This is a genomic window from Glycomyces paridis, assembly GCF_004912155.1.
Lineage (GTDB): Bacteria > Actinomycetota > Actinomycetes > Mycobacteriales > Micromonosporaceae > Glycomyces > Glycomyces paridis.
Map to the genome: position 1 here is coordinate 121,704 of NZ_STGX01000003.1, position 14,550 is coordinate 136,253.

At 74.6% G+C, this 14,550-nt stretch carries 7 protein-coding genes; all 7 read left to right on the forward strand.

What is annotated here, in order from left to right; genetic code table 11:
* The 7 genes from E9998_RS04760 (at position 1) to E9998_RS04795 (ending at position 14,490) form a co-directional block, all read left to right on the forward strand.
* On the forward strand, positions 1-3,342 hold the full coding sequence (locus tag E9998_RS04760) for a DUF4132 domain-containing protein (RefSeq protein WP_136528565.1): 3,342 nt from the start codon (positions 1-3) through the stop codon (positions 3,340-3,342).
* A 132-nt stretch (positions 3,343-3,474) separates the two neighbouring features.
* On the forward strand, positions 3,475-6,657 hold the full coding sequence (locus tag E9998_RS25160; RefSeq protein WP_158299694.1) for a DUF4132 domain-containing protein: 3,183 nt from the start codon (positions 3,475-3,477) through the stop codon (positions 6,655-6,657).
* Between the two features lie 10 nt (positions 6,658-6,667).
* Complete coding sequence (locus E9998_RS04775) at positions 6,668-7,753, forward strand: ATP-binding protein (protein ID WP_136528566.1); 1,086 nt, start codon at positions 6,668-6,670, stop codon at positions 7,751-7,753.
* On the forward strand, positions 7,750-10,044 hold the full coding sequence (locus E9998_RS04780) for a DUF5682 family protein (protein WP_136528567.1): 2,295 nt from the start codon (positions 7,750-7,752) through the stop codon (positions 10,042-10,044). Before E9998_RS04775 ends, E9998_RS04780 begins: the two co-directional genes overlap by 4 nt.
* Positions 10,041-11,177 carry a VWA domain-containing protein gene (locus E9998_RS04785; protein WP_192907045.1) on the forward strand — a complete coding sequence of 379 codons (1,137 nt, stop codon included), beginning with the start codon at positions 10,041-10,043 and terminating at the stop codon, positions 11,175-11,177. Before E9998_RS04780 ends, E9998_RS04785 begins: the two co-directional genes overlap by 4 nt.
* A 28-nt stretch (positions 11,178-11,205) precedes the next feature.
* Positions 11,206-13,161, forward strand: a complete 1,956-nt coding sequence (locus E9998_RS04790) for a hypothetical protein (protein WP_136528569.1) — start codon at positions 11,206-11,208, stop codon at positions 13,159-13,161.
* 177 nt (positions 13,162-13,338) lie between these two features.
* Complete coding sequence (locus E9998_RS04795; RefSeq protein WP_136528570.1) at positions 13,339-14,490, forward strand: NAD(P)-dependent malic enzyme; 1,152 nt, start codon at positions 13,339-13,341, stop codon at positions 14,488-14,490.
* The last annotated feature ends 60 nt before the right edge of the window (positions 14,491-14,550 follow it).

Here is a 14,550-nt window from a genome sequence, read left to right on the forward strand (position 1 = left end):
ATGACTGAATCCCTTGCCGCCCAAGAAGACCAGCTCGAACTCCCCGCACCGTGGGAGTCCTCCCTGCTGCCGCGCCGCGGCCTGCGGGCCGGGGAGCCCGTCGCGATCGACCCCGAGGCGGCGAAGGTCGTGCGCGGCCTCACCAAGTGGCACCAGGAGGAGATCCGGACCGCGCTCGCGTCCCCCGACAACGCCGACTACGCGGCCGCCGGGCTGCGCCACCTCGCGAGCATCGTGGACGGCGACGAACCCGACGCGTTCGGCGCCGGAGTGATCGCGGTCCTCCTGTCGTACAGCGACAAGCGCAAGAGCCCCTCGCTGCTGCGACCCGAACTCGACCATTGGGTCACCGCCCACGGCGTCGCGTTCGCCGCCGAGGCCGCCCTGGTCCGCCTCTCCACGAACTCGCCGACCGGCCGCTACCACTGGAACCGGCGCCATACGACCGTCGCCGAATGCACGATCGCCCCGTCCCCGCTCACGCACCTCGGCTCGCTCTCCTACGAACTCGACAGCGGCATCGCCGCACTCCGCGGCCTCCTCGCCGCCGCACCCGAGGACGAGTACGCCGCCGCGGTCGCCGGAGTCGGGGCTTTGCGGACCGACCCGACCCGCCGCCTCATCGCCACGATCCTGTTCCCCGAACAGGCGGCCTGGGCCGAGGAGGTCTGCGCCGAGTCCGCGCCGCACGACGAGTACTTCAACGAAGACCTGCTGTGGCGCACCGTCGAACGCCCCGACCTCCTCACCGCCGCCGGGCTGCGCAAGTTCGGCCCCTACCGGATCGACGCCGCGAACGTCGGCGCCGTCCTCGCCAACCTCGGCCCGCGCGCCCTGCCGTTCCTCACCGCCACGCTCGGCGACCACCTCGTGGAGGAGCAGCGCCGGCTCCTCCTCGAAGCCGTCGCGCTCATCCCCACCGACGAGGCCGCCGCCTACCTCCTCGACGACCTCGCCGAACCCTTCACCGCCGAGTACGCCGCCGCGTTGGCGGCGCGTTTCCCCGGCCGCACCCTGCGACTCGTCGCCGCCAAGGCCCCCGCGATCGACCCCGAGCTGCGGCCCGTGGCCGCCGCGCTCCTCGACCGCGTCCCCGAAGCGCGCCTCGCCGCCCTCGACGCCGACGCCCGCGGCGCCCTCGCCGCACTCCGGAACGCCGCCAAGGACGCCCCCGCCGCCGACCTCCCCGCCCTGCTGACCAGTCCGCCGTGGACCGTCAAGCGCCCCAAGGCGAAGACGGCCACCGTCCCGGGCCTCACCGCCCCCGACGGCACCGGCGTCGTCTGGGCCGAGGGCGAACGCGAGCGGTGGTCTCAGACCGAGTACGACTACTTCAAGCGCCTCACCGTCGACGACTGGCACAAGCGCATCCGCTCCCTCGGCACCCGCGACCGCGGCTCGATGCTCGCCATCGCCCTCACCTACGCGCCCGTCGAGGTCGCCGCGACCGCACTCGACAAGTGGCAGGGGGAGATCGCGCCCTACACGCAGAGCGACCTCAAGGTCGTGCTCTCCCGCTTCGAGGACGCCGCCGCCGACCGGCTCGTGGACGCCCTGCGCGCCAACCCCGTCCACCACGAGGCGCTCGTCCCCGTCCGCAGCGCCGCCGCCGCGCGCCTCGCCGCCGACTGGTTCGCCCGCCTCAGGTCCGCCCGCGCCACCGCGCTCGCCTGGATCGACCGGCACGGCGCCGAAGGCGCCCGCCTGCTCGTCCCCGACGCGCTCGGCGAGGACCGCAAGGCCCGCCGCAACGCCGAAGGCCTCCTCTCGGTCGCCGTCGCGCGCATCGGCGCCCCCGCGGTCGCGGCCGCCGCCGAGACCTACGGACCCGAAGCGGCCCAAGCGATCCGCGGCCTCCTCGACGGCGACCCCCTCGAACCGCGCGGCGTGAAGGTCCCCAGGCCCGGCGCCTGGGCCGAACCCGCGCTGCTGCCGCAGGTCCTCCTCGCCGACGGCGAACGCGCCCTCCCGGCCGCCTCGGTGAAGCACTTGATCACCGTGCTGGCGCTGGCGACCCCCGACTACCCCTACGCGGGCCTCGACGTCGTCGCCGAGACCTGCGACCGCGCCTCGCTCGCCCGCTTCAGCCGCGCCCTGTTCCAGCGCTGGATCGCCTGCGGCGCACCGGCCAAGGACGGCTGGGCGCTCACCCAGCTCGCCCATTTCGCCGACGAGGACACCGTGCGCCTCCTCGCCCCCAAGGTCCGCGACTGGCCCGGAAGAGCCCAGCACAAGCGGGCCGTCACCGGCCTCGGGGTGCTCGGTGCGATCGGCACCGAGTCGGCGCTGCGCGCCATCCAGGGCATCGCCGACAAAGTGAAGTTCAAGGCCCTCAAGGTCGAGGCGGGCGTCCAGATCACCGCCATCGCCGCCGAGCTCGGGCTCAGCCGCGAGCAGCTCGCCGACCGGCTCGTGCCCGACTTCGGGCTCGGGGACGGCCCGCTCGTGCTCGACTACGGCCCGCGGCGCTTCACCGTCGGCTTCGACGAGCACCTCAAGCCCTTCGTCGCCGACGAGGACGGGAAGCCCCGCAAGGCCCTGCCCAAGCCCGGCGCCAAGGACGACCCCGAGTCGGCCGGAGCTGCGTACCAGCGCTTCTCGCAGCTCAAGAAGGACCTGCGCACCGCCTCGGCCGACCAGGTCGCCCGCCTCGAGCTCGCCATGACCGCCGCCCGGTCCTGGACCGTGGAGGAGTTCCGGACCTGCTTCGCCGAGCACCCGCTCGTCAAGCACCTCGCCCGCCGCCTGGTGTGGACGGCCGAGACCGGCGCCGAACGCGTCGACTTCCGCATCGCCGAGGACGGCACCTACTCCGACGCGGCCGAAGACGAAGCGGCCCTTCCCGAGTCCGCCACGATCCGCCTCGCCCACCCGATCCGCATGAGCGCGGAGGACCTCGCGGCCTGGTCGCAGATCCTCGCCGACTACGAGATCCTCCAGCCCTTCGAGCAGCTCACCCGGCCCGTCATGGCCTTCACCAAGGACGAGCTGGCCACCGGGCACCTCGCCCGCTTCGAAGGCGCCGAAGTCGAGGTCGGCCGCGTCCTGGGCCTCACCAAGCGCGGCTGGCAGCGCGGCGAGCCCCAGGACGGCGGCGTCGAGCCCGGCGTGTACCTCGCGCTGGCGGGCGGCGGGTACGTCACCCTCTCGCTCGACCCGGGCATCTGGGTCGGCATGGTGGGGGAGAACCCGGTGCAGACCTTCGTGGGCGTGCGCCTCGCCGACAGCGAGGCCTACGACTGGTACGGCGCCCGCGAGGACCGGACCCCGCCGCCGGCCGTGGACGCGCTCACGGCCTCGGAGATCCTCGTGACGCTGACGCGCCTCACCGGCCGCTCCTGAGGGTGTTCGAAGCCGGGAGCGGGCGGCGCTGTCGCACCCCGTCTCTATGATCTTGGGAAGCCTCCCGCCCCTTGAAGGCCGCGCCATGAAGGAAATGGAATGACCGAACCCGTTGCCGCGCAAGAAGACCGAGTGACACTCCCTCCTGAGTGGACTGATCTCGTGCTCCCTCGGCGCGGCAACGGGGTCCGCCGCCCCGCCGCGATCGACCCGGGCGCCGCCGCCAGGACCGCCGAGCGGATCGACCGCGGCCGCGAACAGTTCGCCGCGATCCTCGACCACCCCCAGACCGTCCCCGCCCTCGACAAGGCCGCCCGCGCGCACCTCGACGGCGAACCGAACCCCGTCGGCGCCGCCGCCCTGTGCAACCTCCTGCGCTACACCGAAGGCCGCCGCGCCTCCGACGAGGGCACCGACCCCGGGCCGGTCCTCGTCGAGCTGTTCGACGCGCTCGCCGCCGAGCACGGCACGCCCTTCGCCGTCGCCGCCGTCATCGAGAGCCACGCCAACGGCCTGCGCTGGTTCCACGACCCGAACGGACCCTCCCTGCCCGGCCTCGCCCACTGCGAGCCCACCGGCGCCTCCTGGACCACGTTCGCCGACCCCGCTGGCCTGCCCGCGCACCTGCGCTCCGTCGTCGCCGAGACCGGTGACGACGAGTACCGCCGCATCGTCGAACGCGCCGACGCCCACCGCGACACGCCCGTCAAGCGCCTCGCCGCGGCCCTGTTCCTGCCCGACGAGGCCGACTGGGTCGCCGACGCCTGCGACGACCACCGGACCCAGGTCAGCCACTACGCCCTCGGCCCGCTCCTGTGGTCGATCGCCACCGAGCCCGGACACGTCAGGCGCCTCGGCCGGCCCCACCTCCCGGTCGTCAACATCCGCCACGACGTGGTCGCCGCGCTCCTGCTCAACCTCGGCGGCGCGGCCCTGCCCGTCCTCGCCGGCGCCCTCGACCAGGACCACACCGACTACAAGCAGCGGACCCTCCTCTACGAGGCCGCCGGGACGATCCCCACCGACGAGGCCGCGCGCCTCCTCGTCGACCGCGCCGCCGCACCCGAAGCGCTCGCCGGGCTCCAGGCCGCCGCGACCCGCTCGCCCGCCCGGCTCGCCCGCGCCGCCGCGCGCGCCGACCTCGCGCCCGTCGCCGCCGCCCGCCTCCGCGGCGTCCTCCAGGACGCCCCCCTCGACGCCGTCCTCACCGGCCTCGACCCCGACGAGCAGGCGGCCGTCGCGGCACTCCTCGCCGACGCCGTCCCCGTCGCCGGCCCCGCCCGCCTCCCCGCCGACCTCGCCGCACCCCCCTGGACCGAACGGCCCGCCCGCACCACGACACCGCCCCTCGAAGGCCTCACCGCACCCGCCGACATCGCGATCGTCTGGGCCCCGGGCGAACACGAACGCGCCCTCGCCATCGAACCCGGGCACATCGCCTGGCACCCCGAGACCCACTGGGACGGACCCGGCGACCTCGGCCTCGGCGTCAGCGACCGCTTCTGGGCCCGGCTCGCCCACCGCGGCGAGGCCGCCGCCGACGCGATCGTCGCCGACATGAAGGCCCACGCCAAATACGCCGACGCCATCGTGCCGATCCGCAGCGCCGCCGCCGCGGCCCTCGTCGCCGACTGGTTCACCCGCCTCAAATCCGCGCACCTCCACGCCGTCCGCTGGCTCGACCGCCACGGCGAGCACGCCGCGCCCCTCCTCGCGCCCCCCGCGCTCGGCGGCACCAAGATCGAGCGCATCGGCGGCGCCGCCGCCCTGCGCCACCTCGGCCACCGACTCGGCGCCGACACCGTCCTGCGCGCCCTCGAACCCCAAGGGCCCGAAGCGGTCGCCCGCGTCCGCGACCTCCTCGCCACCCACCCGCACGTCCCGCTCTCCGGCCAGCCCCCCAAGCCCGGCCCCTGGGCCGACCCCACCATGCTTCCGCCGGTCATGCTCCGCGGCGGCGACGCCGCGCTCCCGCCCGAACAGGTCCGCCACCTCATCGGCGCCCTCTCCCTGTGGTCCGTGCGCCTCCCCTTTCCCGGCGTCGAACGCCACGCCGAGCACTGCGAACCCGAGTCCCTGCGCGACTTCTCCCTGGCCCTGTTCGAACTGTGGCTCCGCGCCGATGCCCCCGGCAAGGACTCCTGGGCCGTCGACCAGCTCGCCCGCTTCGGCGACGAGACCACCGCCGCCGTCCTCGGCCCGCTCACCGCCGCCTGGCCCGGCAAGAGCCAGGCCGACCGCGCCCTCCTCGGCATCGAAGTGCTCGCCCACATCGGCACCGACACCGCCTTCACCCACCTGCACGCCATCGCGGTCGCCGACCGCTCCCGCGCCGTCTCCCGCCGCGCCCGCGTCCTCGCCGACCGCCTCGCCGCCGCCCGCGGCCTCGACCCCGAGGCCTACGCCGACCGCCTCGTCCCCGACCACGGCGTCACCGACCCCGCCGCCCTGGCCTTCGACTACGGGCCCCGCCGCTTCCACGTCCGCTTCGACCACCTCCTCGCCCCCGCGATCACCGACGAGACCGGCAAGCCCCGCAAGGCCCTCCCCAAACCCGGCGTCCGCGACGACCAGGCCCTCGCCAAGGCCTCCCTCGCCCGCTACCGCCGACTCGTCAAGACCGTCGCGACCGGCGCCGAAGCACAGGTCCACCGCCTGCGCGCCGCCATGCACGAATGCCGCACCTGGACCCCCGCCGACTTCGCCGCCCTCCTCGCCCACCCCCTCGTCGCACCCTTCGCCGCCCGCCTCGTCTGGTTCAGCGGCAGAGGCTTCCGCATCGCCGAAGACGGCGCCTTCGCCGACGCGCACGACCGCGAGTTCACCCCGAACGGACCCGTCCGCGTCGCCCACCCCGCCCTCCTCGGCGCCGAGACCGCCGCCTGGACCGAGATCCTCCGCGACTATGAAGTCCTCCAGCCGTTCCGCCAACTCGACCAGCCCGCCCACGCCCTCACCGAGGACGAACTCGCCACCGGCCGCCTCACCCGCTTCGACGGCGCCACCGCCACCTACGCCGCCCTCGCCGAAGGCATCGGCTGGAGCCACCGCTTCATCGCCGGCACCACCCGCGCCTGGCGCCTCGAACGCCGCCTCCCCGGCGGCTGGCTCCTCGCCGACGCCGACCCCCACCCCGACAACGGCTTCGACCCCGACACCACCGCCCTCCACACCGTCCACCACGTGCGCCTCAGCGCCACCCGCAACCGCCACCCCGACGCCGCCAGCCCCCTGCCCGGCCGCCACCTCGACCCCGTCACCGCCGCCGAACTCCTCGCCGACCGCGACGCCGCACTCCCGAACCGACTGAGCTAGAAAGACACCCATGAGCGACACGACCACCGCCGAACCCCGCCTCCAGCGCCCGCCCGCCGAGCGCCGCTACGCCGATGAACTCGCCAAACTCGCCGCCGAAGACGACGCCCCCCGCCCGCCCGGATGGGCCCTCAGCCTCCAGGCCGCCCGCACCTTCGTCGTCGGCGACGAATCCCGCGGCATCACCAGGAAGTTCGTCGGCGACCCCTCGCTCATCGACCGCGCCCTCGTCACCCTCGCCACCAACCGCGGCCTCATGCTCGTCGGCGAACCCGGCACCGCCAAGTCCCTCCTCTCCGAACTCATCGCCGCCGCCGTCTCCGGCGACTCCACCCTCACCATCCAAGGCGGCGCCTCCACCACCGAAGACCAGATCGCCTACTCCTGGAACTACTCCCTGCTCGTCTCCGAAGGCCCGACCCAGCGCGCCCTCGTCCCCGCCCCCCTCCTCCAGGGCATGGCCGAAGGCCGCGTCGTCCGCTTCGAAGAGATCACCCGCTGCCCCCTCGAAGTCCAGGACTCCCTCCTCTCGCCCCTCTCCGACCGCGTCCTCGCCGTCCCCGAACTCGAAGGCGACTCGATGGTCTTCGCCCGCGAGGGCTTCAACATCATCGCCACCGCCAACACCCGCGACCGCGGCGTCAACGAGATGAGCGCCGCCCTCAAGCGCCGCTTCAACTTCGAGACCGTCTTCCCCATCGCCGACTTCGACACCGAACTCGACCTCGTCGAACACGAGGCCGCCAACGCGCTGGCCCGCTCCGGCGTCCCCGTCCCGCCCTCGCGCGACGTGCTCGCCGTCCTCGTCAAGGTCTTCCGCGACCTGCGCTCGGGCGACACCCAGGGCCGACCCCAGGCCGTCATGTCCACCGCCGAGGCCGTCTCCGTCGCCCACGCCGTGGGCATCAAGGCCTGGTACCTGCGCGGCGGCGAGGCCGAGGCCGGGGACATCGTCGACTGCATGGCCGGCGCCGCCGCCAAGGACAGCGCCGAAGACCTCGCGCGCCTGCGCCGCTACCTCGAACAGAAGGCCCCCCAGCGCAAGGGCCCGCACTGGGCCTCGCTCTACCAGGCGCGGAACCTGCTGCCGGGATGACCGCCGACACGTTGACCGACCGCCTCCACGTCCAAGGCGTACGGCACCACTCGCCCGCCTGCGCGCGCCTCGTGGCCGACCGGATCGAAGCGCTCCGGCCCGCCGCCGTCCTCATCGAGGGCCCCGCCGACTTCAACGACCGGCTCGACGAACTCGCCCTCGAACACGAACTGCCCGTGGCGATCTACTCGTACGCCAGCACCGACCTCGCCGTGCGCCGCTCCTGGACCCCGCTGTGCGACTACTCGCCCGAGTGGGCCGCGCTCACCGAAGGCCGCCGCATCGGCGCCGACGTGCGGTTCATCGACCTCCCCGCCTGGCACGACGCCTTCTCGGGGATCGAGAACCGCTACTCCGACGCCGAACGGCGCTACACCGACGCCACCGACCGGCTCTGCCGCGCCTTCGCCGTCGACAACACCGACGCCCTGTGGGACCACCTCGTCGAGATCGCCGACACCGACCGCCTCGAAGCGCGCCTCGACCAGTACTTCGACATCATCCGCGGCGAAGGCGAGGACGCCGTGGACGCCAGCGCGTCCGACACCGCCCGCGAAGCCCACATGGCCGCCTGGATCCGCGCCGCCCTCGCCGAGCACGACGGGCCCGTCCTGGTCGTCTGCGGCGGCTTCCACGCCCCCGCCCTGCGCCGCCTCGCGGCCACGGGCACCGCCGAGCCCCCCGAGATCCCCAGCCCCCCGGAGGGCACCGAGGTCGGCGGCTTCCTGGTGCCCTACTCGTTCAAGCGCCTCGACTCCTTCGGCGGCTACCAGTCCGGTATGCCCTCGCCCGAGTACTACCAGCAGCTGTGGGAGCAGGGGCCCGGTCCCGCCGCGGCCTCCCTCGTCCAGCGCATCACCATGCGCCTGCGCTCCAAGGGCATCCACGTCTCCACTTCGGACCTCATCGGCGCCCGCAGCCTCACCGACGGCCTCGCGCGCCTGCGCGGCCACCACCGCCCCGGCCGCACCGACCTCCTCGACGGCCTCGCCAGCGCCCTCATCAGCGACGACCTCGAACAGCCGCTGCCGTGGACCCGCCGCGGCACCCTCACCCCCGGCACCCACCCCGTCGTCGTCGAGATGACCGCCGCCCTCACCGGCGGACGCGTCGGGCGCCTCCACCCCGCCACGCCCGCCCCGCCCCTCGTGGCCGACGCGCAGGCCGAACTCGAACGGCTCGGCCTCGACAAGGACGGCGACCTCCGGCTCGACCTCGTCAAACCCCGCGACCTCGAACGCAGCCGCGCCCTGCACTGCCTGCGGCTGCTCGCGCTGCCGGGCGTCTCGCGCAACTCCGGCCCCGCCGCGGGCGCCGACGTGACCGCCGAAGAGCACTGGACCCTGCGACCGCACACCGACCGGCTCCCCTCGCTCATCGAGGCCGGCGCCCTCGGCGCGACCCTCGGCGACGCCGCCCAGACCGTCCTGGAGCAGCGCCTCGACGGCGCCGACGACCTCAACGCGCTCGCGGGCCTCCTCTTCGACGCCGCCCTGTGCGGGCGCGCGCACCTGACCGACAGCATCGGGACGGCCGTGGAGGCCGCCGTCGCCGACAGCGGCGACGTGGCCGCCGTCGGGCGAGCCCTCGGTGCGGCCCTGGCGCTGTGGCGCCACGACCACCTCTTCGGGACCGCGGGCTCCGACCTCTACGCGGCCGTCATCACCGCCTGCTGCGACCGCGTCCTGTGGCTCGTCGAAGGCCTGCACGCCGCGCCCGGACCGGCCGACCTCGGCCGCCTGCAAGCGCTGTGCGCGCTGCGCGACGCCGTCCGGCACGCCCCCGACCTGGCCCCGACCGCCGAATGGGTCACCCGCTCGGCCGACCGGATCGCGCTCGACCCGCAGGCCCCGCCGGACCTGCGCGGCGCCGCCCTCGGCCTCGCCTGGACCTTCGGCGCCCCGACCGACGCCGCGGCCGCCGCCGAAGGGGCCGCGAGCCCCGACCGGCTCGGCGACTGGCTCTCGGGCCTGTTCGCCGTCGCCCGCGAAGAGGTCATCGCCGAGGAGCAGGGCGTCGTGGCCGCCGTGGACGACCTCGTCGGCGCCCTCACCGAGGACGAGTTCCTCGTGGCCCTGCCCGCGCTGCGGCAGGCCTTCGGCATGTTCCCGCCGCGCGAGCGCGGCCAGATCGCCGAGCGGATCGTCTCGGCGCGCGGCGGCGGCGACGCGTACGCGCTGACCGCCCGCCTCGACGTCGACCCGCTCACCACGGCGGCCGCGATGGCGCTCGAAGCGCGCGTCGACGCCGTCCTCGAACGCGAACACCTGCACTTCGGAGGGGAGTCCTGATGGGCGCCGACCTGGAACGCTGGCGGCTCATCCTCGGGCCCGCCGCCGAACGCCACACCGGCGGGCTCGGCCCCGAGAATGCCGCGCGCGACGCCGCCCTCGACTGGCTCTACAGCCGCGGCGACGACCTCGGCAAACGCGACGTGCGTCGCGGCGGCGCCCGTGGCGACCGAGGCGGCGGCGACGAACCCTCCATCCTCACGACTATCGACTGGCTCGACGGCATCCACCGGCTCTTCCCCAAGGAGACGATCGAGCGCCTCGAACGGGACGCCGTGGAGCGCTACGAGATCCACGACGTGCTCACCGACCCCGACGTCCTCGCCCGGATCGAACCGAACCCGGCGCTGCTCAAAGCGGTCCTGCGCACCAAGCACCTGATGAACCCGCAGGTGCTCGCCGCGGCCCGCCGCATCGTGGAGGAGGTCGTGCGCCGCCTGGTCGAGAAGCTCTCGGTCGAGGTCCGCACCGTCTTCACCGGCAGCCGCAACCGCCGCCCCAGCCGCCACCGCCGCGCCCGCGACTTCGACCTCAAGCGGACGCTGCAAGGCAACCTCAAGCACTACCGGCCCGAGGAGCGGCGCGTCGCCATCGAGCGCCCGCACTTCCACTCGCGCACCTCCAAACGCCTGGAGCAGTGGCAGCTGGTGCTCCTGGTCGACCAGTCCGGCTCCATGACCAGCTCGGTGATCCACTCGGCGGTCACCGCCGCGTGCCTGTACGCCCTCCCGGGCCTCAAGACCCACCTCGTCGCCTTCGACACCTCCGTGGTCGACATGACCTCCGAAGTGGACGACCCGGTCGAGCTGCTCATGAAGGTCCAGCTCGGCGGCGGCACCGACATCGCCAAGGCCGTCGACTACGCGGCCGGGCTCATCGAGAACCCCCGGCGCTCCATCGTCGCCCTCATCACCGACTTCTACGAGGGCGGCAACGCCAACCGCCTCGTCCACACCGTCAAGCAGCTGTGCCAGCAGGGCACCCAGGTGCTCGGCCTCGCCGCGCTCGACGAGGAGGCGAACCCCGTCTACGACCGCGAGATGGCCGGACGGCTCGCCGCCCAAGGCGCCCACATCGGCGCCATGACCCCCTCCCACCTGGTCGAATTCGTCGCAGAGCGCCTCGGCACATGACCGCCCGCCCCCGGATGGAGTGCACCCAGTGACCCGCACCGACCTCCTCGCGCTGACCCCCGACGCGCTGGCGGCCCTCGCCAACCGCGGCCTCGTCAAGCGCGCCGCCAAAGACCTCGACGCCGGGGCCGTCCCGACCGTCTCGCTCGCCGACGACGGCACGCTCACCGCCGACTTCCCCGACGGCGCCCGCGCCGTGCTCGGCGCCGAAGGCGGCCTCGAAACCGCCACCTGCACCTGCGGGGCGACCGGCAAGTGCCGCCACCGCATCGGCGCGGTCCTCGCCTACCAGCGCGACCACGCCGACGCGCCCGCCGAGGACGGGACGCCCGCCCCCGAAGCGGCCCTTGAGGAACCGCCCGCGACCCCGGCCGCCATCACCGACGACCAGCTCCGCGAGGCCCTCGGCCACCACGCGCTCAAGGCCGCCGAGACCACCCGCCGCGCCGGGTACACCGCCCGCCTGGTCTGGCCCGGACCCGACCGGCCCGCGGTCGCCGAACTGCCCGCCGCCACCGTCTCCTTCCTCGTCCCCGGCCTCGGCTACGTCCACACCGACGCCACCGGGCCCGCCCGCGCCGTCGCCGTCGTCCTCGCCGTCTGGGCCTTCCGCGAGGCCGAGGCCGAAGGCGCCGCCACCGTCTCGGTCGGCGGCTCCAGCGCCGAAGGCGACCTCGCCGAGGCCCTCAAGCTCGCCGGGCAGGTCCTCCTCGACGGCGTCGACGGCGCGGACGCGGTCCTGCGCGCCGCACTCCAACGCGAGTCCAAGGCCCTCACCCGCCGCCGCGCCCACTGGCCCGCCGGCGCCGTCAACGACCTCATCGACCAGCTCCAGCGCTACGAGGACCGCTCCGCCGCCTACGATCCGCTGCGCCTGGCCTCGCTCCTGGCCGAACTGCCCGCCCGCGCCCGCGCCGCCCGCCACCCCGGCGGCACCCCGAGCGCGCAGATCCTCGGCAGCGAGGAGGCCGACGCGACCCCGCTCCAGCTCGTGCGCCTCACCGGCCTCGGCGCCCGCGTCGGCACCGACGGCGACGACCGCACCCTGGAGCTGTACTTCGCCCAGCCCGAGACCGGCATGGTCCTTGCCATCCAGCGCGAATGGCCCGTCCCCGAGGACGCGCCGCTCACCGGCGCCGACCTCGCGGCCCGCCGCATCGCCGGATGCCGGATCGGCACCCTCGCCGCCGGGAACACCGTCACCGAGGCCGCCACGCGCACCGCCGCCCGCGCGCTCAAACTCGGCACCGGCCGCCTCGCCAAGACCCAGGTGCTGCCGCTCGGCCTCGCCTGGAACGACCTGCCGCCCTCCCTGCGCGCCACCGACCTCGACGCGCTCGCCGCCGAACTCGCCGACCTGCCGCCTGGCCTGGTGCGCCCGCGCGTCGCCGCCGAGTCCCTGCGGGTCGTCGCGATCGAGTCGGTCGAGAGCCTCGGTTACGACCCCGCCTCGCAGTGCCTCGAAGCGGTCGTCACCGCCCCCGGCGGCGGCAGCGCCCGGCTGCGCGTGCAGCACCGCGCCGCCGCGCCCGGCGCGCTCGAAGCGGCCGAGAAGGCCCTCGCCGGGGAGCCACTCGCGGTCGCCGGGCACGTCAGCCGCCACCGCGGGGAGCTCATCGTCGAGCCCACCGCGATCCTCACCGCCGACGGCCCGGTCGTGCCCGACTTCGCGCCCGGGGACGACTCGGCCGACCTCGCCGCCGCGGGGGAGGGCGCGGGCGCGACCGACCCAGTGGCCGCCGCGATCGAGGCCGCGACGACCGTCTGCGCGGACCTCGCGCACCAGGGCCTGCGGCGCTCGCGCGAGCCCTCGCGCGCCCGCGCCGAGGCCGCCGCCGCCCAACTGCACCGGGTCGGACTCCAAAGGGCCGCAACAGATTTCGTCCAACTGTCCAAAGCGTTGGGGGAGGACGACGAGGACGCGAAACGGACCGCCTGGACGGCCGCCGCCGTCCGGATACAGGTCACCGCTGAGCTACACTGACCGGTCTCCGGGTACTCCGCTCACGGCGCCGCACGCGCGCCGTGAGCCGGTAGAGGCGGTGCAGGAGGCGGGTCATAAGCCCGCGGGCCGGAGCCGCCGGCCGCTCGTATCCCCGGCGGGGCCATACGCCCCGCGTCCGCAGAGTCGGCGATCGACATCGAAGCAATGAGGCTTTCCATGCCATCTCCAACCGTGATCGACCTGCAAGACCCGATCTTCCTCGCCCACCGGGGCGGGAAACTCCGCACTTCGACCACCGTCCCCCTCGGGAGCCGCGAGGACCTCTCGGTCGCCTACACGCCCGGCGTCGCCCGGGTCTGCGAGGCCATCGCCGCCGACGTCTCCCTGGCGCGCACGCACACCTGGCGCTCGAACCTGGTCGCCGTCGTCACCGACGGCACCGCCGTCCTCGGCCTCGGGGACATCGGGCCCGCGGCCTCCCTGCCGGTCATGGAGGGCAAGGCCGCCCTCTTCCGCGAGTTCGCCGACGTCGACGCCGTCCCGATCTGCCTGGACACCAAGGACCCCGACGCGATCGTGGCCGCCGTCGCCGCCATCGCGCCCTCCTTCGGCGGGATCAACCTGGAGGACATCAGCGCCCCGCGCTGCTTCGACATCGAGGACCGCCTCAAGGCCCTGTTGGACATCCCGGTCTTCCACGACGACCAGCACGGCACCGCCGTGGTCGTGCTCGCCGCGCTCACCAACGCGCTGCGCCTCCAGGACCGGCGCGCCGAGGACCTCGCGGTGACGATCGTCGGCGCCGGCGCCGCGGGCGTCGCCATCGCCAAGATCCTCACCGAGGCCGGGGTCGGCGACGTCATCGTGTGCGACTCGACCGGGATCATCCACCGGGGCCGCGGACGCCTCAACCCGGTCAAGGAGCGCCTCGCCGAGCGCACCAACCGCGACGGGCGCACCGGCGACGTGGCCGCCGCCCTGCGCGGCGCCGACGTGCTCGTCGGCGTCTCGGGCGGGCGCATCGCCGAATCGGCTCTCGAAGGCATGGCCGAGAACGCGATCGTGTTCGCGCTCGCCAACCCGACCCCCGAGGTCGACCCGGAGGTGGCCGCCCGCCACGCCGCGATCGTGGCGACCGGGCGCAGCGACTACCCGAACCAGATCAACAACGTGCTGGCCTTCCCCGGGATCTTCCGCGGCGCCCTCGACGCGGGCGCCCCGCAGATCACCGAGGACATGAAGCTCGCCGCCGCCCGCGCCATCGCCGACATCGCCGCCGAGGACCTCGCGCCCGACCGCATCGTCCCCTCGCCGCTGGACCCGAGGGTCGCCCCGGCGGTGGCCGCCGCGGTCAAGGCCGCGGCCTAGCCAGGGAAACGTGAACGGAGGGTCCCGGCAAATCGGACATCGATGGGCCCCCGGTTCCAA

What these genes read in the sequence shown, in the direction of transcription:
- E9998_RS04760 (WP_136528565.1), top strand. Translation starts at nt 1, where the DNA reads ATGACTGAATCCCTTGCCGCCCAAGAAGACCAGCTCGAACTCCCCGCA.
- E9998_RS04775 (WP_136528566.1), top strand. Translation starts at nt 6,668, where the DNA reads ATGAGCGACACGACCACCGCCGAACCCCGCCTCCAGCGCCCGCCCGCC.
- E9998_RS04780 (WP_136528567.1), top strand. Translation starts at nt 7,750, where the DNA reads ATGACCGCCGACACGTTGACCGACCGCCTCCACGTCCAAGGCGTACGG.
- E9998_RS04795 (WP_136528570.1), top strand. Translation starts at nt 13,339, where the DNA reads ATGCCATCTCCAACCGTGATCGACCTGCAAGACCCGATCTTCCTCGCC.